This window comes from Mesorhizobium liriopis, assembly GCF_024053505.1.
In the GTDB taxonomy this organism is placed as follows: Bacteria; Pseudomonadota; Alphaproteobacteria; order Rhizobiales; family Rhizobiaceae; genus Mesorhizobium_B; species Mesorhizobium_B liriopis.
The window spans coordinates 159,159-178,186 of sequence record NZ_JAMXQS010000009.1 but is presented as its reverse complement, the minus strand read 5'-3'; the positions used below and the strand labels follow the sequence as shown (position 1 = coordinate 178,186).

14 protein-coding genes are annotated in these 19,028 nt (G+C 65.7%); 2 read left to right on the top strand and 12 right to left on the bottom strand.

Going from position 1 to position 19,028, the window contains the following annotated elements:
- Positions 1-25 precede the first annotated feature (25 nt).
- The 3 genes from NGM99_RS18960 to NGM99_RS18950 are packed head-to-tail and all read right to left on the bottom strand — an operon-like array spanning position 26 to position 2,601.
- Positions 26-784, bottom strand: coding sequence for an ABC transporter ATP-binding protein (locus NGM99_RS18960; protein ID WP_252821860.1), 759 nt, complete (start codon positions 782-784; stop codon positions 26-28).
- On the bottom strand, positions 784-1,632 hold the full coding sequence (locus NGM99_RS18955; RefSeq protein ID WP_252821858.1) for an ABC transporter permease: 849 nt from the start codon (positions 1,630-1,632) through the stop codon (positions 784-786). Before NGM99_RS18955 ends, NGM99_RS18960 begins: the two co-directional genes overlap by 1 nt.
- 15 nt (positions 1,633-1,647) lie before the next feature.
- A complete protein-coding gene (locus NGM99_RS18950) occupies positions 1,648-2,601 on the bottom strand; it encodes an aliphatic sulfonate ABC transporter substrate-binding protein (RefSeq protein WP_435371456.1) in 954 nt (317 codons plus the stop codon).
- A 171-nt stretch (positions 2,602-2,772) separates the two neighbouring features.
- Between NGM99_RS18950 and ssuD the strand changes: the two genes are divergently transcribed.
- Positions 2,773-3,966: an FMNH2-dependent alkanesulfonate monooxygenase gene (ssuD, locus tag NGM99_RS18945; protein WP_252821854.1), complete on the top strand. Its 1,194-nt coding sequence runs from the start codon at positions 2,773-2,775 to the stop codon at positions 3,964-3,966.
- Positions 3,960-5,360, top strand: coding sequence for an FAD/NAD(P)-binding protein (locus NGM99_RS18940; protein WP_435371459.1), 1,401 nt, complete (start codon positions 3,960-3,962; stop codon positions 5,358-5,360). The genes ssuD and NGM99_RS18940 overlap by 7 nt, the downstream gene beginning before the upstream one ends.
- Before the next feature lie 64 nt (positions 5,361-5,424).
- On the opposite strand, the gene NGM99_RS18935 is transcribed toward NGM99_RS18940, so the two are convergent.
- The 9 genes from NGM99_RS18935 to NGM99_RS18895 form a co-directional block, all read right to left on the bottom strand.
- Complete coding sequence (locus NGM99_RS18935) at positions 5,425-6,471, bottom strand: isopenicillin N synthase family dioxygenase (RefSeq protein WP_252821851.1); 1,047 nt, start codon at positions 6,469-6,471, stop codon at positions 5,425-5,427.
- A 23-nt stretch (positions 6,472-6,494) separates the two neighbouring features.
- Complete coding sequence (locus tag NGM99_RS18930; RefSeq protein WP_252821850.1) at positions 6,495-7,199, bottom strand: methionine ABC transporter permease; 705 nt, start codon at positions 7,197-7,199, stop codon at positions 6,495-6,497.
- Positions 7,153-8,283: a methionine ABC transporter ATP-binding protein gene (locus tag NGM99_RS18925; RefSeq protein WP_252821848.1), complete on the bottom strand. Its 1,131-nt coding sequence runs from the start codon at positions 8,281-8,283 to the stop codon at positions 7,153-7,155. The genes NGM99_RS18930 and NGM99_RS18925 overlap by 47 nt, the downstream gene beginning before the upstream one ends.
- 5 nt (positions 8,284-8,288) lie before the next feature.
- Complete coding sequence (locus tag NGM99_RS18920; RefSeq protein WP_252821845.1) at positions 8,289-9,086, bottom strand: MetQ/NlpA family ABC transporter substrate-binding protein; 798 nt, start codon at positions 9,084-9,086, stop codon at positions 8,289-8,291.
- 78 nt (positions 9,087-9,164) lie between these two features.
- Positions 9,165-10,340 (bottom strand): aminotransferase, encoded by a 1,176-nt coding sequence (locus NGM99_RS18915; RefSeq protein WP_252821843.1) that lies wholly within the window; start codon positions 10,338-10,340, stop codon positions 9,165-9,167.
- A 182-nt stretch (positions 10,341-10,522) separates the two neighbouring features.
- Positions 10,523-12,973, bottom strand: coding sequence for a GcvT family protein (locus NGM99_RS18910; protein ID WP_252821842.1), 2,451 nt, complete (start codon positions 12,971-12,973; stop codon positions 10,523-10,525).
- The gene (locus NGM99_RS18905) at positions 12,970-15,423 is read right to left on the bottom strand and encodes a GcvT family protein (protein WP_252821840.1); all 2,454 of its coding nucleotides are present in this window, start codon (positions 15,421-15,423) and stop codon (positions 12,970-12,972) included. Before NGM99_RS18905 ends, NGM99_RS18910 begins: the two co-directional genes overlap by 4 nt.
- Before the next feature lie 177 nt (positions 15,424-15,600).
- Positions 15,601-16,935 carry a sigma-54-dependent transcriptional regulator gene (locus NGM99_RS18900; protein ID WP_252821838.1) on the bottom strand — a complete coding sequence of 445 codons (1,335 nt, stop codon included), beginning with the start codon at positions 16,933-16,935 and terminating at the stop codon, positions 15,601-15,603.
- On the bottom strand, positions 16,932-18,800 hold the full coding sequence (locus tag NGM99_RS18895; protein ID WP_252821836.1) for a sensor histidine kinase: 1,869 nt from the start codon (positions 18,798-18,800) through the stop codon (positions 16,932-16,934). The genes NGM99_RS18900 and NGM99_RS18895 overlap by 4 nt, the downstream gene beginning before the upstream one ends.
- Between the last annotated feature and the right edge of the window lie 228 nt (positions 18,801-19,028).

Genomic DNA, 19,028 nt, shown 5'->3' with positions numbered 1-19,028 from the left:
CGCGTGGCGCGCGGCGATTGTTGGATCAGTTCAGAATGGTTCTTTGCGGCTCGCGCCTGAGTGCATCGCTGAGCGCGCCGCGCACTGCGCGCTCGGCGGCCTGAAACGGGGCCGAGGAACGCAGACGCGGGCGAGGCAGATCGAGCGGGATTTCAGCGGCGAGGCGGCCCGGATCGGGTTTCATCACCACCACGCGGTCGGCGAGTGCGACGGCCTCCTCGATGTCGTGGGTGACAAGCAAGAAGGTTCGCTTGTGATGTTGCCAGAGGCGGATCAGATGGTCCTGCAAATCGATGCGCGTGAAGGCGTCGAGCGCGGAGAAGGGTTCATCGAGCAGGAGAACGTCGGGTTCGGGCGCAAGCGCGCGGGCGATCGCTACGCGCTGCGCCTGACCGCCTGACAACTCCTTGGGCCAGCGGGCGGCATAGTCGCTCAAGCCCACTTCGCCGAGCAGCGCTTCGACCCGCGCGCGGCGCTGCGCCTCGGGAAGCTCACGGATGCCGAACGCCACGTTCTCGGCGACCGATAGCCAGGGCAGAAGCCGGGGCTCCTGAAACACCATGCCGATCCGCGCCACGGGCTCGGCGACCACCTGCCCGTCGAGCAGCACGCGACCGCGGCTCGGCGTGTCGAGGCCCGATGCCAGGCGCAGAAGCGTGGACTTGCCGCAGCCCGAGCCGCCCACCACGGCGAGGATCTCGCCCTCGCGCAATGTGAGGCTCACGCCATCGAGCGCCAGCGTGCCGTTCGGATAGGTCTTCGAGAGGTGATCGAGCTGGAGCACTACGGCGCCTCCCCGACACTGTCCTGCCAGCGCAGAAAGGGTGCGGCGAGGCTTGCGAGGATCGCATCCGTCGCCTTGCCGAGAACCGCGAAAGTGAGGATCGCCGCCAGGATCTGCGTCGGCTTGCCGAGCTGCTGGCCATCGACCAGAAGATAGCCGAGGCCCGAAGACGCGCCCATGAATTCGGCCGCGACCACGAACATCCAGCCGAGCCCGAGCCCCGTACGCAAGGCGACAACGGTTGCCGGCAGGATCGAGGGCAGAAGGATGCGGCGGACAGTGGCGAGGCGCGACAGGCGGAAGATGCGCCCGACCTCGGCCGTGCGGCGATCCACCGACATGAGCGCGCTGCTGACGCCCAGATAAACGGGAAAGAACACGCCGACCGCGATCAAGGTCACCTTGGAGGCTTCGAAAATGCCGAGCCAGAGAATGAAGAGCGGCACCCAGGCGATGGAGGGAATCGAGCGCAAAGCCTGAAAGCTCGGGTCGAGCAGGTCGCGCAGCAGCCGCGATGTGCCGGTCAAAACGCCCAGCGCGATGCCGGCCACCGCTCCACCGGCGAAGCCGCCCAGCACACGCGAGAGCGTGATCAGGCTGTGCTCCCACAGCGCGCCGGTGGAGGCGAGCCGCACGAGTTCCGCAATCACCCGGCTCGGCGGCGGCATCAGCCGGCCGCTGGCAAAGCCCGAAGCCACCACCGCCTCCCAGACCAGCCCCAGCCCGAGCGGCAGGACGACACCGAGGAGAAGGCGCGCGGACACAGCCCTGCCCGAACGCCGCCCGGCAGGGGCGGCGCTTGTTCTGGCCTCGGCTGGTGCCTCGAAGGACTGGCTGGCGGCGCTCATCGGAGAAGCGAGGTTTTACTGGCTTTTCGCGCCGAAGCTCGGATCGACCAGCTCGCCCACGGTTGCCTTCACATCAACCGACGCCTCGATCACGCCCGCCTTCTGGAGTGCTTCGCCGGCCGCCAGAATGGTCGCGGCCTGTTCCTCGCCGATGGCCTTGTGGGACAGGTCGGTGCGCTCGAGCTGCTTGGCGATCACCGCATCCGGCAGGCCTGTGGCCTCGACCAGCAGGGCCTTCAGGGCTGCCGGGTCGGCCAGCGCCTTCTGGCGCGCCTGCTCATAGACCGAGAGAACGCGCGACACGATCTCGGGATGTTCCTTCGCGAAGTTCTCGCGCGTGTCGAGCACGCCCCAGGTGTTGGCAGCGGGATCGCGGAAGAACAGCTTGGCGCCTTCCTGCACTTCAGCGGATGCCATCAGCGGGTCGAGCCCCGCCCAGGCATCGACATCGCCGCGCAGAAGCGCGGTCTTGCCATCGGCATGCTGAAGCAGGACGAGGTTGAGGTCCTTTTCGCTCAAGCCCGCATCGGCGAGCGCGCGAACGAGGAAGATATGCGGGTCGGTGCCGCGCGTGACGGCCACCGTCTTGCCCTTGAGGTCCTCGACCTTGGCGATCGTGCTGTCCTTGCCCGTGACGAGGGCGGTCCATTCGGGCTTGGAATAAACGCCCACAGCCTTCACCGGATTGCCGTTGACCCGCGCGAGAAGGGCCGCGGAACCGGCCGTCGAGCCGAAATCGAGCGACTCGGCGTTGAGGAATTCCAGCGCCTTGTTGGAGCCCGCCGACTGCACCCAGGTGACCTTGATGCCGTCCTTCTCGAACTCCTTTTCGAGCAGGCCGTCCTTCTTGAGCAGGATCGAAACCGGGTTGTAGGTCGCCCAGTCGATGCGGATTTCGCTCAAATCCGCGCTCCAGGCGGAAGTCGAGAAGCCCAGCGCGGCGATGGCCGAAAGGAGAGTGCGTGACAACGCCAAGGTCGGGCTCCAAAATGCGAAAAGATCGGAGCGTGGATGCTAGCTGCCGTTCAGCGGCAGGCCGAAGGACGACGCTGCTATTTCAAGCCAATCTGTAGAATATTATTCCTCGCGAGAGCCTGCATCGCCCGCGTAAATTCTGCGCATTCAGCCAAGAGGTTTCCCATGCCAGCGCCCGCGCCAGCCACGCCCGAAGCTCCCGAACGCGTCAAGGTCCTGTGGTTCCTGCCGACCCATGGCGACAGCCGCTATCTCGGCACGAGCGAGGGCGGTCGCGCGGTGGACCTTCCATACCTGACGCAGGTCGCCCAAGCGGCCGATACGCTCGGCTTCTACGGCGTGCTCCTGCCCACCGGTCGCTCCTGCGAGGATTCGTGGGTCACGGCTTCGGCCCTGGCACCCCTTACCAAGCAGTTGCGCTTTCTCGTTGCGGTCCGCCCCGGCCTGCAATCGCCGACGCTCGCCGCGCGCATGACCGCGACCCTCGACCGCTTCTCGCAAGGGCGTCTGCTCATCAATGTCGTCACCGGCGGCGATCCGGCCGAGAACGGCGGCGATGGCATCTTCCTGTCGCATGAGGACCGCTACAAGATCACCGACGAGTTCCTGCGCATCTACAAGCGTCTGCTCGCCGGCGAGACGGTGAGCCACGAGGGCGAGAATTTCCGCATCGAGGACGGCCGCCTGCTCTTCCCACCGCACCAGACGCCGCATCCGCCGCTCTATTTCGGCGGCTCGTCCGAGATCGGCATCAAGGTCGCGGCCGAGACCGTCGACAAATATCTCACCTGGGGCGAACCGCCGGCACAGGTGGCGGAAAAGATCGCGACGGTGCGGGCGGCATCCGAAAAGAGCGGACGCCCGCTTTCCTTCGGCATCCGCCTCCATGTGATCGTGCGCGAAACCGACGAGGAGGCATGGGCCGAGGCCGACCGTCTGATCTCCAGGCTCGACGACGAGACCATCGCCAAGGCGCAGGCCATTTTCGCGCGCATGGATTCGGTGGGCCAGAGCCGCATGAGCGCGCTGCACGGCGGCGACCGCTCCAAGCTCGAGATCAGTCCCAATCTCTGGGCCGGCGTCGGTCTGGTGCGCGGCGGCGCGGGCACCGCACTCGTCGGCTCGGCCGAAACGGTTGCCGCGCGCATGGACGAATATCGCCGGCTCGGCATCGACACCTTCATACTGTCGGGCTATCCGCATTTGGAAGAAGCCTATCGCTTCGGAGAGCTCGTCTTGCCGCGCCTGCCGCTCGACCACGACATTCCGGCTCGTGCGGCATCCGTCAACACCGGGCCGTTCGGCGAAACGATCGCCGGCTCCGAGCGACCGGGCAGCAAGCTCGCGAGCGCATCCTGACCCGAAGCATTCTCCCGGTCCTGATCATCGGCGGCGGCTTCACGGGCGCCGCCGTCGCTTTTCATCTCGGCCGTTCGGGCGACGGCCGCGTGCTTCCCGTGACGGTGATCGAGCCGCGTCCCAGCTTGGGCGGCGGCGTCGCCTATTCGAGCCCCGACCCCGCCCACCGCATCAATGTGCCCGCCTCGCGGATGAGCCTCGTGCCCGACGATGGCGAACATTTTTCGCGCTGGCTCAGCGAGACCGACGCACTGGCGGACGATCCCGACGCCTTCCGCCCAAACGGCGACGCCTATCCCCGCCGCCTCGTCTTCGGCCGCTATGTCGCCGCCCATCTGGCGCCGCTGATCGAGAGGGGCCATGTGCGCCATGTGCGGGCGGAAGCCCGGCATATCGCGCGGATTCCCGAGGGCTGGCAGGTCACCCTTTCGAATGGTGACGTGCTGAGCGCCGAACGGCTGGTTCTTGCCGCAAGCCATCCGATCCCCTCTTTGCCGCGCGAGCTCGCCTCCCTCAAAGGCAGCGAGCGGCTCGTCGCCGACCCTTATGCCGAAGACGCGCTCGAAGGCATCGCGCCGGATGCTTCGGTGCTGATCCTGGGCACGGGCCTCACTGCCGCCGACATGGTGGCGAGCCTCGATGCGCGGGGTCATCACGGCCCGATCCTGATGCTGTCGCGCCGGGGCCTGCGCTCGCGCGGCCATGCCGCCATTTCTACCGACCCCTTCGGCGATTTCGCGAGCGCGCCCGCCGCGACCGTGCGGGACCTGCTTGGAGCGATACACCGCAACCTCGACGCCGCCCAAAAAGCGAACCTGTCCTGGCATCCGGTCTTCGACGCCTTGCGCGAACAGGGCACCCCGATCTGGTTGGGCCTGAGCGTGGCCGAGCGCCAGAAGCTGGTGCGCCGTTTGCGCCCCTTCTGGGACGTTCACCGCTTCCGCATCGCGCCGCAGGTGGAGGCCGTTCTCGATCGGCGCATCGCCGAAGGCACGCTCCTTCTGCACGCGGGCCGCGTCATCAGCGCCGAACCGTCGCCCGAACGCGGGATCGCCGTCACCTTCCGCTTGCGTGGTTCAACCGAGGCCCGCACCGAACTCTTCGATGCCGTGATCAACACCACCGGCCCCGCGCATCGCGAAGTGATTACCGGCAGCACCGCCTTCCAGGATCTGGCCGATCACGGCGCACTCGGCCTGGACCCCTACGGCCTGGGCCTCAACACCGACAGCCAAAGCCGTGCGCTCGACAAAGAAGGCAATCCCGACCCGAGCCTGCTGATCGCCGGCCCGCTCGCGCGCGGGGCCTATGGCGAGCTGATGGGTCTGCCACAGGTTTCCCGCCACGCCGAATTCATCGCGGCGGAGGCGAGGCGAGAAGCGGCCGGCATCTGATCGTCTCTTCAGTGGTCGCCCGACCGCTTTTCGAAAAAACGGCCGGGCTGTTGACGAGCCCCGGTCAGTTCGCCGGCGCGTTCCGCTCTTCAGAGGGCAAGAGGTCGGCATGGTGGGCGCGCGCCACATCGGGGTGTGACCGAAGCCGGCTCTTGAGGTGGTTCTGGCCCACCTCGCGGAAGATCGGGTTGAGCGGATCGACCGTGATCCCACGCTCCTTGGTCTTCAGCGCTTCGGGCAATTCGATCACCGGAATCGTCGCGTCATAGCGGGAGCCGAGGAAGAAGGCGATCGAGTAGCGCTCGACGCCGGCGGGTGGCGCCACCACATCGTGCACGTCGGCCCGCACGAAGCCGTTGGTGGCAAGCTCCAGCAGTTCGCCCGTGTTGATGATGAACGTGCCTTCCACCGGCGGCGCGTCGATCCAGACGCCGTCCTCGGTGCGCACGCGCAGGCCCGGCGTGGTGTCCTGCAGAAGCACCGTGACGAAGCCGCCATCCTTGTGCGCGCCGACACCCTGATCGGTCTCGGCCACGTCGCGGCCGGGATAGCGGATGATCTTGAGAAGCTGAGAGGGTTGCGGCTCGTAGATCGAGGCGAAGACATCCTCGGGCTGACCGATGGCGACCGCAATGGCCTTGAGCACATCGAGCCCGACGCGCGTGACTTCCGCCTGGTATTCGAGCAGCAGCGGCTTCAGTTCGGGCTGCCTGGAAGGCCACTGGTTGGGCCCGAACAGGCGCTTCCAGGCCGGCGTGTCGGCTTGAAGCGCGACCGCCTCGCCTTCCGTGTTCACGTCGAGCTGCTCGCGCCAGTCCTGCTGGCCGCGCGTGCGCTCGACACCCGCACGGTTGTAGCCGCGAAAATGCGGCGACTTCACCATTTCGATCTCGAGCTTGTCTTCGAGCGGCAGCGCGAAGAAGCGCTTGGCCGCTGCCCGCACATCCGCGATCAGCTGCGGACTGACGCCGTGGCCCGTCATGTAGAAGAAGCCGTGATCGTGCAGCACGTCGAGAAGCTCGGCGATGAAGGCTTCGCGGTCGGGGCCATGGAAGCGCGAGAAGTCGAGCGTCGGCAGCGTTGCCGAAACGGGGTTGGAATGAACGGTCATGGGCGAGCCTTTCTTCGCACGGATCAGGAATGTGCGCGCGCCACGCGGCGCTTGCGCGGGATGCGGTGATTGACGGTGCGCGCGGTCCAGTCGCCCAGGAACTGCACGCTCTGGACGATGGCGACCAGCACCACGACCACCGCCAGCATCACTTCGGGCATGAAGCGCTGGTAGCCGAAGCGGACGCCCAGATCCCCCAAGCCTCCGCCGCCGATCGTGCCGGCCACCGCCGAATAGCCGATCAGGCTGACCAGCGTGACGGTCTGTGCCGCGACGATGCCCGGCAGCGCTTCCGGCAAGAGAACCTTGCGGATGATCTGGAAGGGCGTCGCACCCATGCTTTGCGCAGCCTCGATCAGGCTCTGGTCGACCTCGCGCATGGCGGCCTCGGTGAGGCGCGCATAAAGCGGGATGATGGCGATCGTCAGCGGCACGATGGCCGCCGTGGTGCCGACCGATGTGCCCGCGACGAGACGCGTGAACGGAATGATCGCCACCATCAGAATGATGAATGGCGTGGAGCGCACCAGATTGCTGATCGTGCCCACCACACGGTTGAGCGCGGGGCGTTCGAGGAACTGGCCGGGCGCGGTCACGACGAGCGCGATGCCGAGCGGCAGGCCGATCAGCGTCGAAAGCACGGCGGAGGCGCCCACCATGGTGGCCGTCTCGCCGAGCGACCTAAGAAAAAGCGGCCCGAGGGCGGCCGGCAACAGGCCGAACAGCATAGCCGATGATCTCCGAGGAAAGTCCGAGGGAAGACAGATGGGTGCGGATCGGCTCGAGCAGCGTTTCGCCGCCTTCGAGCACCACTGCCAGAACGCCGAGCGCACGGTTGTCGATGGTGTCGATGCGTCCGTGAAGGATGTTGGGCCGCACCCCGAAGCGCTCGACGAGGTCGGCGACGACCGGCTGGTGCGCGCCGGCGCCCGTGAAGGTGATGCGCAGAACGGGATCGGTGTCGTGACCGGGTTCGGTGCGCAGCGTCTTCGCCAGTTCCGGCGGCAGATCGTGGGCGACGATGGACGACAGGAAGGAACGGGCGACCGCGGATTTGGGAAAGGCGAAGGTCTCGAAAGTCGGCCCGCTTTCGGCGATCCGGCCGGCTTCCAGCACCGTCACCGCATGCGCGATGCGGCGAACCACATCCATTTCATGCGTGATCAGCACAACCGTGAGGCCAAGCCGCTGATTGATGCTTTTGAGAAGGTCGAGGATCTGCTCGGTGGTTTCGGGATCGAGCGCGGATGTCGCCTCGTCCGACAAAAGCACCTTCGGGTCGAGCGCGAGCGCGCGGGCAATGCCCACGCGCTGCTTCTGCCCGCCCGAGAGTTCGGAAGGGTAGCTGTCGGCCTTGGCGCGAAGACCCACGAGGTCGAGGAGTTTCGGCACGCGCTCGCGGATCTCGCGGCGCGATAAGCCCGCCACTTCGAGCGGCAGCGCCACATTGCCGGCGGCTGTGCGCGAGGACAGCAGGCTGAAATGCTGGAAGATCATCGCGATCTCCCGCCGCGCCGCGCGCAAAGGCGCGCCGGAAAGACCGGTGATGGCGCGGCCGGACACGAAGACGCGGCCGCTCGATGGCTCGACCAGCCCGTTCAAACAGCGCACCAGCGTGCTTTTGCCCGCACCCGAGCGGCCGATGATGCCGTGGATGTCGCCTTTGCGGACCGAAAGCGAAACATCGTCGAGCACCGGGCCAGCCGCCGGATCGTAAGTCTTGGAAAGGCTCTCGATCCGCACGGCGTCGCGCCGCGTCTCGCTCAACGGCTGGGCGCTTTCCAGGCTCGACAAGCGGGGCGCGGCGTTCATGGCTATCACCAGCCGGGGATCACATTGCCGGCGAAAGTCTTCTCGACGAAGGCCTTCACTTCCGGCGAATGGTAGCTCTCGGCAAGCGTCTTCACCCAGGGCGCGTCCTTGTTCTTCTCGGCGACCGCGAGCAGGCAGAAATATTCGGACAACTCGTCCTCGATCAGGATCGAATCCTTTTTCGGATTGAGCCCGGCGCTCAGCGCGAAATGCGAGGTGATGACCGAGAAATCGACATCTTCCAGCGAGCGGGCGAGTTGCGCCGTTTCCATGGGAATGATCTTGATGTTCTTCGGATTCTCGGTGATGTCGAGTTCGGTGGCGTTGAAGGTCACGCCCGGCGTCAGCTTGAGAACGCCGCCCTTCTCCAGAAGCTTGAGCGCGCGACCGAGATTGCTCGGATCGTTGGGGATCGACACCTGCGCGCCTTCGGGCAGGTCCTCGATCTTGGTCACCTTCTTCGAATAGCCGGCCATGGGAAGCAGCACCGTGCGCTCGCCGACCGCCACGAGATTGAGGCCGCGATCGGTGTTCTGCTGGTTGAGATAGGGCGTGTGCTGGAAGCCGTTGGCGTCGAGATCACCGTCATTGGTGGCGGGGTCGATCAGCGCGCCATCCGAGAATTCGACGACCTCGATATCGAGACCCTTGGCCTTGGCGACGGGCACCACGGCTTCGGCGATCTGCGCATGGGGGCCTGCGGTGACACCGAAACGGATCTTTTCGGCCTGCGCGAGTGCGGACGAGGCGAGCAGCAGGCTCGCGACCGAGAGCGCTCGGAGGAAAGTGGGCAAGGCGGGCATGGGCGGAACTGTCTCCGGATCAGGGATTGTGAAGAGGCGGGCGGCGGGATTCGCGCGGCCCGAGCGGTGGGAGTGCGGTCACGAGGCCAGCTTCCGGCCATGCGTCTCACGCCAGCGTGACAGCCGGGAAACGGCGTCTTCGAGCGTGTCGAGCGGCTTGGCGAAGCAGAAGCGGATATGGGTCTTCACGTCGCGCGCGCCGTAAAAGGATGAGAGCGGCACGGCGGCGACGCCCGCCTCGCGCGTGATGCGATGGCAGAAGGCGAGATCGTCGCCATCGGGGTCGATCCCGCTCACATCGGCGATGGCGAAATAGGTGGCGGGCGCGTCCGCAACCGCGAAGCCTTCGCGTCGCAAGGCCCCAAGCAGGAGATCTCGCCGCGTTTCGAGGCTCGATTTCAGCTCAACATAGTAGCTGTCGGCGAAATGGAGCCCTGCGGCCACGGCCGTCTGCAGGGCCGGCGGCGTGGTGAAGGTGACGAACTGGTGGGCGCGAGAAATCGGGCCCAGAAGCTTCGGATCGGCCGTCACATAGCCAACCTTCCAGCCTGTTACCGAAAAGGTCTTGCCCGCCGAGCCGATGCGCACCACGCGGTCGCGGATGGCAGGGCGGCTGAACGGCGTCGTGTGCCGTGCCCCGTCGAACACCAGATGCTCGTAGACCTCGTCCGACACGATCACGAGATCATGCGCCAGCACGACCTCTTCCAGGAGATCCAGTTCGGCCTCGGAGAATATCTTGCCGATCGGGTTCATCGGTGTGTTGAGCACGATCAGCTTCGTGCGCGGGGTGATCGCGGCCTGCAACGCCTCGCGCGTCAGCGTCCAATCGGGTGCTTCGAGGCGCAGCGGCACCACCGTGCCGCCGGCGCGGCGGATCAGCGTGGGGTAGGCGTCGTAAGCGGGCTCGATCACGATCACCTCGTCACCGGTGTCGAGAAGGGCGAGGAAGCTGTCGGCCAGCGCCTCGGTCGCGCCCGACGTGACCAGCACCTCGCGCTCCCAATCGACATTGAGACCGTGGAACCGCTTGGCGTTAGCGGCCACCGCCTGGCGCAAGGCGGGCAACCCCATCATCGGTGGATACTGGTGCGGCCCCTCGCGCAGCGCCTGCACCGCCGCCTCGATCAGCGCGGGCGGCTCGAAGCCGACCGGGAAACCCTGGCCGAGATTGATCGCCCCGACCTCGTTGGCGAGGCGGGAAATCTGCTCGAAGATCGATGTCGAGGACGTTGCGAAAACAGGATTGGGCAAGGTGAACGGCGCCCTTCGAGCTGACAGGATGACAGCGAAAACCTATCGGTTCAGGCGAAACTCAGCAAAACCCTGATGGCTGGAAGACGAGTGCTTGGAGAAAAATTATTCCAACGATCAGCATTTACTGAGCATGAGGCCTCATCCCATACCCCGGAGCGGCTTCTTGGCCGCCGCTGCCGTCAGAGCCGAACCCGTTCCCCTTTCGGATCATAGATCGGCTTGAGCGAGGCTTTGGCCTTGTGGCGCGTGCCTGCGATCTCGATCTCGTACTGGGAGGCGAGCACCTGTTCTTCGCTCTCGCCTTCGCACGGCACATAGCCGAGACCCACCGCGCCGCCGAGTGCGTGGCCGTAATTGCCGGAGGTGACGATGGACACGATCTTGCCGTTTCGCACGATCGCTTCGTTGTGGAAGAGAAGCGGTTCGGGGTCTTCGAGCAGGAACTGCACGAGCCGGCGTTTCAGCCCCGCCTCGCGCTTCCGAAGCACAGCGTCGCGGCCGATGAAGTCGCCCTTCCTGGTTTTTACCGCGAAGCCCAGCCCCGCTTCCAGCACGTGATCCTCGTCGGTGATGTCATGGCCGAAATGGCGGAAGGCCTTTTCGATGCGGCAGGAATCGAGCGCATGAATGCCGCAGAGTTTGAGGCCCGACGCCGCGCCCGTGTCTTCGAGCGCCTCGAACACATGGGCCGTCTGGTCGGCCGAGACGTAAAGCTCCCAGCCGAGTTCGCCCACATAAGACACGCGATGGGCACGGGCGAGGCCCATGCCGATCTCGATCTCGCGCGCGGTACCGAACGGAAACCCTTCGTTGGAGAAGTCGTCGGGCGAGACGCGGGTGATGACATCACGCGCCTGGGGGCCCATCAGCACGAGCACGCTTTCCGCCGCCGTCACATCGGTGACCACCACGAATTCGTCACCCAGATGCTTGCGCAGCCAGGCAAGGTCACGCTGCAGGGTGGCGCCCGGCACGACGAGCAGGAAGGCGGTTTCCGAGAGCCGGGTGACGGTAAGGTCCGACTCGATACCGCCGCGCGCGTTCAGCATGGGGGTATAAACGATGCGGCCCGGTTCGACGGCCAGATCGTTGGCGCAGAGCTTCTGGAGAAAAGGCAGCGCATCGCGCCCCTCGACGCGGATCTTGCCGAACGAGGTCATGTCGAAGAGGCCGACGCCCTCGCGCACGGCCATATGCTCCGCGCGGTTGTTGTCGAACCAGTTCTGCCGCTTCCACGAATAGCGGTATTCGCGATCCTGGTCCGGCCGCGCGAACCAGTTGGCGCGCTCCCAGCCCGCCACTTCGCCGAACACAGCACCACGCGCCTTGAGATGCTCATGCAGCGGCGAGCGGCGCACGCCGCGCGCGGTGGCCGGCTGGCGATAAGGGAAGTGATCGGCGTAGAGCAGGCCGAGCGTTTCCGACACGCGCTCACGCAAGTAGCGGCGGTTGCGCTGAAAGGGCTGCGCGCGGCGGATATCGACTTCCCACAGGTCGAAGGGCGGCTCGCCGTCGTTCATCCATTGCGCGAGCGCCATGCCCGCGCCCCCTGAGGATACGATGCCGATCGAGTTGTAGCCGGCGGCCACCCAGTAGTTCTTCAGCTCCGGTGCTTCGCCGAGATAATAGCGGTCGTCGGGCGTGAAGCTTTCGGGCCCGTTGAAGAAGGTATGGATACCGGCACTTTCGAGCATCGGCATGCGGTTGATGGCAGCCGACAGGATCGGCTCGAAATGGTCGAAGTCGTCGGGCAGCTGGTCGAACATGAAGTCGTCGCGGATGCGCTCGCCCGGTGCCGGCCAGGGCTTGGCCTTGGGCTCGAAGGCACCGAGCAGGATCTTGCCCGCATCCTCCTTGTAGTACGCGCACTCGTCGGGCACGCGAAGAACAGGCAGGCGGCTCAGTTCGGAAATGGCCTCGGTGACGATGTAGAAGTGCTCGCAGGCATGCAGCGGCAGCGTCACACCCGAAGATGCCGCAAGATCGCGCCCCCACATGCCGCCGCAATTGACCACGTGATCCGCTTCGATCACGCCGCTTTCCTCGCCACGTGTCCAGGAGACGCCCGTAACGCGGCCGTTTGCGCTCAAGACGCGCTCGACCTTCACATGCTCGAACACCTGGGCGCCGTTGTTGCGCGCCCCCTTGGCCAAGGCCATCGCGATGTTGGCCGGATCGCACTGGCCGTCGAGCGGCAGATGCACCGCGCCCACCACATCGCCAATGTTGAGATGCGGATACATGGCTTTCGCTTCAGCGGGTGAAATCTCCTGCACATCGACGCCGAAGGCGCGCGCGAGCGTGGCCTGCCGATAAATCTCTTCCCTGCGCTCGTCGGTCAGCGCCACCGTGATCGAGCCGCATTGGCGCATGCCGGTGGCGACGCCCGTCTCCGCTTCGAGGCGGGCGTAGAGATCGGCCGAATACTTCGCCAACCGCGTCATGTTCTGCGAGGCGCGCAGCTGGCCCACCAGGCCCGCCGCATGCCAGGTGGTGCCCGATGTCAGCTGCTTGCGCTCGAGCAACACCACATCGCGCCAGCCGAGCTTGGCCAGATGATAGGCCACCGAACAGCCTGATACACCGCCGCCGATGATGACAACGCGGGCATGGGTGGGAACGGTGCTCATGCCCGCAGCCTTTCGTTCCGAGGATCCCAAAGGGGCTGGTCGGGCTGGACCGTGGCGCTGAAGCGCTCGCCGAAGATTTCGACCTCGACCTTGCGGCCGGGCTCGGCGAGATCGGCACGCACCGTACCGAGCGCGATGGATCTTTCCGTGCGAAAGCCCCAGCCGCCGGAGGTCGTCTCGCCGACGATGGTGCCGTCATGCCAGAGATTGGCCATGTAAGGCGCGTCGTGATCGCCGGGATTGTCGAGGGTGAGCGTGACGAACCGCTTGGTCACCTCGCGCTGCTTCTCGACCGCCAGCGCCGCCTTGCCGAGAAAGTCCGGCTTGTCCCAGCGCACGAAGCGCTCAAGTCCGCCTTGCAGCACGGAATAATCGGTCGAAAGGTCCTGCTTCCAGGCGCGGTAGCCCTTTTCGAGCCTGAGCGAATCGAGCGCCCACATACCGAAGGGCTTGAGCCCATGCCCCTGCCCCGCCTCCCAGACGGCATCGAAGATAACGGGCGTGTCCTCGACCTTGGAATGGATTTCCCAGCCCAATTCGCCGGCAAAGGACACGCGCACGAGCTGGCACCAGCGACCGGCGATAGGGACGGATTGATGGGAAAGCCAGGGTTGCGAAAGATCGGCCTCGCAGACGGCGGCGAGGATGTCGCGCGAGCGCGGGCCCGACAGGATCTGGCAGGAAAAAGCCTCGGTCATATCGGCGATCGCGATGTCGGCATCCGCCGGGCGATGCGTCTCCAACCATTCGAAATCATGGCTCTGAGCGACGGCGGCGGTGATGAGGAAGAACAGGTCATCCTTGATCGCCATGATCGACATCTCGGTAACGATCCGGCCATTCTCGTCCGCGAAATAGCCAAGACCGATGCGACCCGGTTTGGGCACCGCGCCGGTGATGAGCCTTGAAAGCCAGTCCCGGGCGTCTGCGCCGCTCAACCGAAAGCGCGAGAAGCCCGGCAGGTCGAGAATGCCCGCTTGATCGCGCACGGCGAGACATTCCTCGCGCACCCTTTCATGCCACGGGCCTTCGCGGCGAAATGTCTGCGACGCTTCTTCCGAGATATCGTCGCCCGGCTTCGCGAACCACGTGGCGCGCTCCCAGCCATTATAAGGCGCGAACTGCGCGCCGAGGGCCGCGATGCGGTCATGGATCGGTGAAAGCTTCCGGTTGCGTCCTGCCGGCCAGTTGCGGCGAGGAAACTGCACGGCATATTCGTCGCCATAGACCTCGAGTCCCTTGGCGACCGCGTAGGCCGGATCGGAGGCGAACTTCGTGAACCGGCGCGGATCGCAGGACCACATGTCCCATTCGGTGCGGCCTTCCGTGACCCACTCGGCCAGGACCTTGCCCGCCCCGCCCGCCTGCGCGATGCCGAAGGTGAAGACGCATGCCTCGAAGGCATTGGGCACGCCCGGCATCGGGCCGATCAGCGGATTGCCGTCGGGCGTGTAGGGGATGGGCCCGTTGATCACCTTCGACAAGCCTGCCGTGCCCAGGATCGGCACGCGCTTGATGGCGTCTTCCAGATACCATTCGAGCCGGTCGAGATCGTCGGGAAAGAGCTGGAACGAGAAATCGTCCGGCATCGGATCGTCGGCGGACGCCCAATGCGCGCGGCAGTTCTTCTCGTAGGGACCGAGATTCATGCCGCTCTTTTCCTGCCGCAGGTAGTAGGACGAATCCACGTCGCGCAGGAGCGGCAGCTTGTGGCCGGCTTCCTTGGTCCAGGCGGCGAGTTCGGGAATTTCCTCGAACAGGATATATTGATGGCTCATCACCATCATCGGAATGTCGCGGCCGAACATCCGGCCCACTTCGCCCGCACGATAGCCGGCGGCGTTGACCACGAACTCGCAGCGGATCGCGCCTTGCGGGGTTTCCACGACCCAATCGCCATTCTCGCGGCGCACACTGGTCACCGGGCAAAAGCGAACGATCCTGGCGCCCAGATCGCGTGCGCCCTTGGCGAGCGCCTGGGTGAGCTGGGCGGGGTCGATGTCGCCATCGTTCGGATCGTATAGCGCGCCTTTCAGCTCATGCGTTTCGATGAACGGATAGTGCGAACGGATTTCGTCCGTGCCGATCACCGCGATATCCATGCCCTGATACCGCCCCATGCCGGCGACGCGCCTGAATTCCTGCATGCGCTCGGCCGTGTGGCCGAGGCGAAGGGAGCCGGTGACGTGGTAGTTCATCGGATAGTCGACGGCCTCGGCCAGCCCGCGATAAAGCGAGGCCGAATAGCGCTGGACGTTCATCAGCGACCATGACGACGAGAAGGTCGGCACATTGCCCGCCGCATGCCATGTCGAACCCGAGGTCAGTTCATTCTTTTCGAGCAGGACACAGTCGGTCCATCCGGCTTTCGCCAGATGATAAAGGGCCGAGACGCCCACCGCACCACCGCCGATGATCACCACGCGTGCCTGAGAGGGAAGTTCGGCCATGAGTTCCTGCCTTGGTTGTCCAGCTTCGTTCAGGCATCGGTGATCGTCGAGCAGACGGATCGCGAAGACAACCTTTCCGGGTTGAAAGCACAAAGTCCATGGGCGCTCCGGGCTAGGCAATAGGCCAGCCGGGAGGGGCGCGGTGGTCACAACTGGGCCAAGCCGTCCCGTGCGCGTTCAGCGGAAATCCCTGGGCACCAGGCCGTGGCGCTGCAGCTTGTCGTAGAAGGTCTTGCGCGGCAGCTTGAGTTCTTCGAGTGCCGGTTGGGCCTCGCCCTTGTGCCGCCGCAACGCATCGCGCAGGAGCGAGGCTTCGAATTGCGCGACCCTGTCGGACAGGCCGAGCGCCTCCCGAACCGCGTCCGATGCGCCCTCCTGCGTTTCAAGACCCAACGCCACCCGCTCGGCGAAATGGGCGAGCTCGCGCACATTGCCCGGCCAGTCGTGCCGCATCAGCCGATGGCGCAAGGATGCGTCGAGCTCCGGCACGTCACGGCGGAAGCGTTGGCTGGCGCGATAAAGGAAATGCGCGAAGAGCAGCGGAATATCTTCTTTCCGCTCGCGCAAAGGCGGCACGCGCAGCGTGACGACGTTCAGCCGGTAGTAGAGGTCCTCGCGGAAGTCGCCGCGCAAGACCGGGTTGGACAGGTCCACCTTGACGGCCGCTACCACGCGCAGATCCACCGCGCGTGTCTCGTTGACGCCGAGCGGCGCGATCTCGCGCGCTTCGAGCACACGCAGGAGCTTCACCTGCAACGCGGGCGGCATGGATTCGAGCTCGTCCAGGAAAAGCGTGCCGCCATCCGCATGTTCGATCCGCCCGATGCGACGACGGTCCGCCCCGGTGAAAGCCCCGCGCTCATGGCCGAACAGTTCGCTTTCCATCACCGTTTCAGGCAGCGCGCCGCAATTGAGCACGACATATTCGCCGTCGCGTCGCGGGCTCAAACGATGGATCAGGTTCGCCACCACCTCCTTGCCCGAGCCGGTCTCGCCTTCGATCAAAACGTCCACCTCCGCATCCGCGATCTGGCGGATCGTCTGACGCAGGCGGATCATGGCCGGCGTTTCGCCCAGCAGTTGGGCACCCTGCTCGGCCTCGGACGCGGCTTGGAGGCGGCGGTTCTCGATCACCAGCCGCCGCTTCTCCACCGCTCGCCCCACACTCGCCAGGAGCCGGTCGCCGGGATAGGGCTTTGCGATGAAGTCGTAGACCCCTTCGCGCAACGAGGCGACCGCCATTTCGATATCGCCATGCCCCGTGACCAGGATCACCGGCAGGTCGGGATCGCGCTTCTTCAATTCGCGGAACAGCGTCAAGCCGCTCGTGCCCGGCATGCGCAGGTCGCTGACGACCACGCCGGGAAAGTCGGGACCGAGCGCGGCCAGGGCGGCTTCGGCAGATGAATAAAGCTGCGGCTCGTAGCCGGCGAGGGCCAAGGTCTGCCCGTTCGCGGCAAGCAGTTCTGCGTCGTCGTCCACAAAGGCGATAGGCGTGCTGGTTGCTGTCATACGGGCACTCCCGGCAGGCGGATGGTGAAACAGGCCCCCTCGCCCGGCCGGCTTGTCGCCGAAAGCACGCCGCCGAGTTCGGAAACGATGTCGGACGCAATCACGAGGCCGAGCCCCGTGCCCTGCGCCTTGGATGTCTTGAACGGCGTGAAGAGCACCGGCAGGATCTCAGGGGGAACGCCCGGACCGTTGTCCGACACGGCAATCGTCACCTCCTCCACGCCATTGACGGTTTCGACCGTGATCCGCCCATGCTCACGGCCTTCCAGCGCCTCGACAGCGTTGCGGACGAGATTGACCAGCACCTGTTCGAGCCGGATGCGACCGCCGAGGATGATCGCTTCGCCGCCCACCGAACGCCGTTCCAGTTCGACGCCGCTTTCGCGGATGCGCGAGCGCAGGATCAGCATCGCACCATCGAGGATGGCCTCGACCGACAGGGGCTCGAGCGCGCTCCTGCCCCGCCGCGCGAAGCCGCGCAGCGTATCGGTGATGGACGCGATGCGGTCGGTAAGCCCCACCACGCGTTCGAGGTTCTGCGCGGCATTGTTCCCGTCCTGCCGGCGCAGGAAAAGCTGAGCGTTTTCGGCGTAAGCGCGGATCGCGGCGAGCGGCTGGTTGATCTCATGCGCCACGCCCGCCGTGACCTGACCGAGCGTTGCCAGACGGTTCGCCTGGGCGAGATCGTCGCGCAAGGTGGCAATGCGCGCTTCGGCTTTTTCGCGCTCGGCAATCTCGCCCGTCAGCCTCTGGTTGGCGCTGGCGAGATCCATCGTCCGCTCGATGACGCGGGTTTCGAGCTCGGCCGCCGCACGCTCTTTTTCCTTTCGCTGCAAGCGCGCGAGGCGGCCACGGCGAAAGAGAAGGAAGCCGGCGAGGAGAAGGATTGCGAGAACGAGGCCCGCGACCAGCCTTGCGAGGTTCGTGGCACCCGAAAGCTCGCGGCCGGCCGGCGCCAGAAGATGAATGCGCCAGCCCGGCAAGCCTGCGGGCACATCCGCCTGCGCCAGAGCGAAGCGTTGCGCTTTTCCGTCGCCCGTATCGGCGGAAACGAAGCCATCGAGCGCCGGGTCGGTCTCGAGACGAAGCGGGACGAGGCTCGCTTCGCCGAATTGCAGGCTGCGTCTGATCTCGGCTGCTTCTGCGTTTGCGATCGGACGCAGCGTCCTGAAGCGCCAGGCTGGCACGCTCGTTGCTAAAACGATGCCCCGCTCGTCGGAAACGAAGACGGGCTGTCCGCCGCTTTGCCAGTCGGCTTCCACCGCATCGAGTTCGACCTTGACGACCACTACGCCCAAGCCGCGCTGTTCAGACCGGTCCATTCGCGCGGAGAAATAGACGCCCGGCCGCTGGCTGACGGTGCCGAGCGCATATTGCTCCGCCGTGCCGTTCGCGAGTGCCGCGCTGTAATAATCACGGAAGCGGTAATCGCTGCCGACGAAGCTCGTCGGCTCCCGGAAATTGCTCGCGGCGAGTGCCGTTCCCGATGCGTCGAGGATGTAGATCACGGCCGCTCGCGTGGCGCGCGCCAGCCGGTCGAGCTTTTCGTTGAGTGCGCCGAGCTGTGCGGGGTCGCGCGTTGCGATAGCCGTCATCACGGTCGGGTCTTCCTTGAGGATCAGCGGCAGAGCGCGCTGCTTTTCGAGCTCGCCGCGCAAGGCCGAGGCCGCAGACGGAAGCCGTGCCCGCGCATCCGCGAGAATGCTTTCGGCCGTGAAACGCCGTGCGACCTCGCCGCAAAACAGAACGACGAGAACGAAGGTCGCGACGAGCCCGATGAGAAGAGCGGCCCTGGCGGAGAGCGCCGCGAGCCGGCTGTGCCGGGCTCGCTCCTCAATCGCCCTGCCATTGGCGGATATGTCCATCAGTGCGGATTACCGCACAAAGCTCAACGAAAGCGAGCGGAATTTCGCACACATCCTTGCGAGCACGCGGCACGGGTGGCCGGAAAGCCCCGCGTTTCCGGCATGTCTCCTCTGCAGAAAACAACTGGCACGGTGCTTGCTGACTGTTGATGGCGACCCGCGCCGGAAGGGCCGCCTGGGAGGACAAGGCGCCGTTCGAATGCGCCGGACCGGCAGGGAGATACGCAG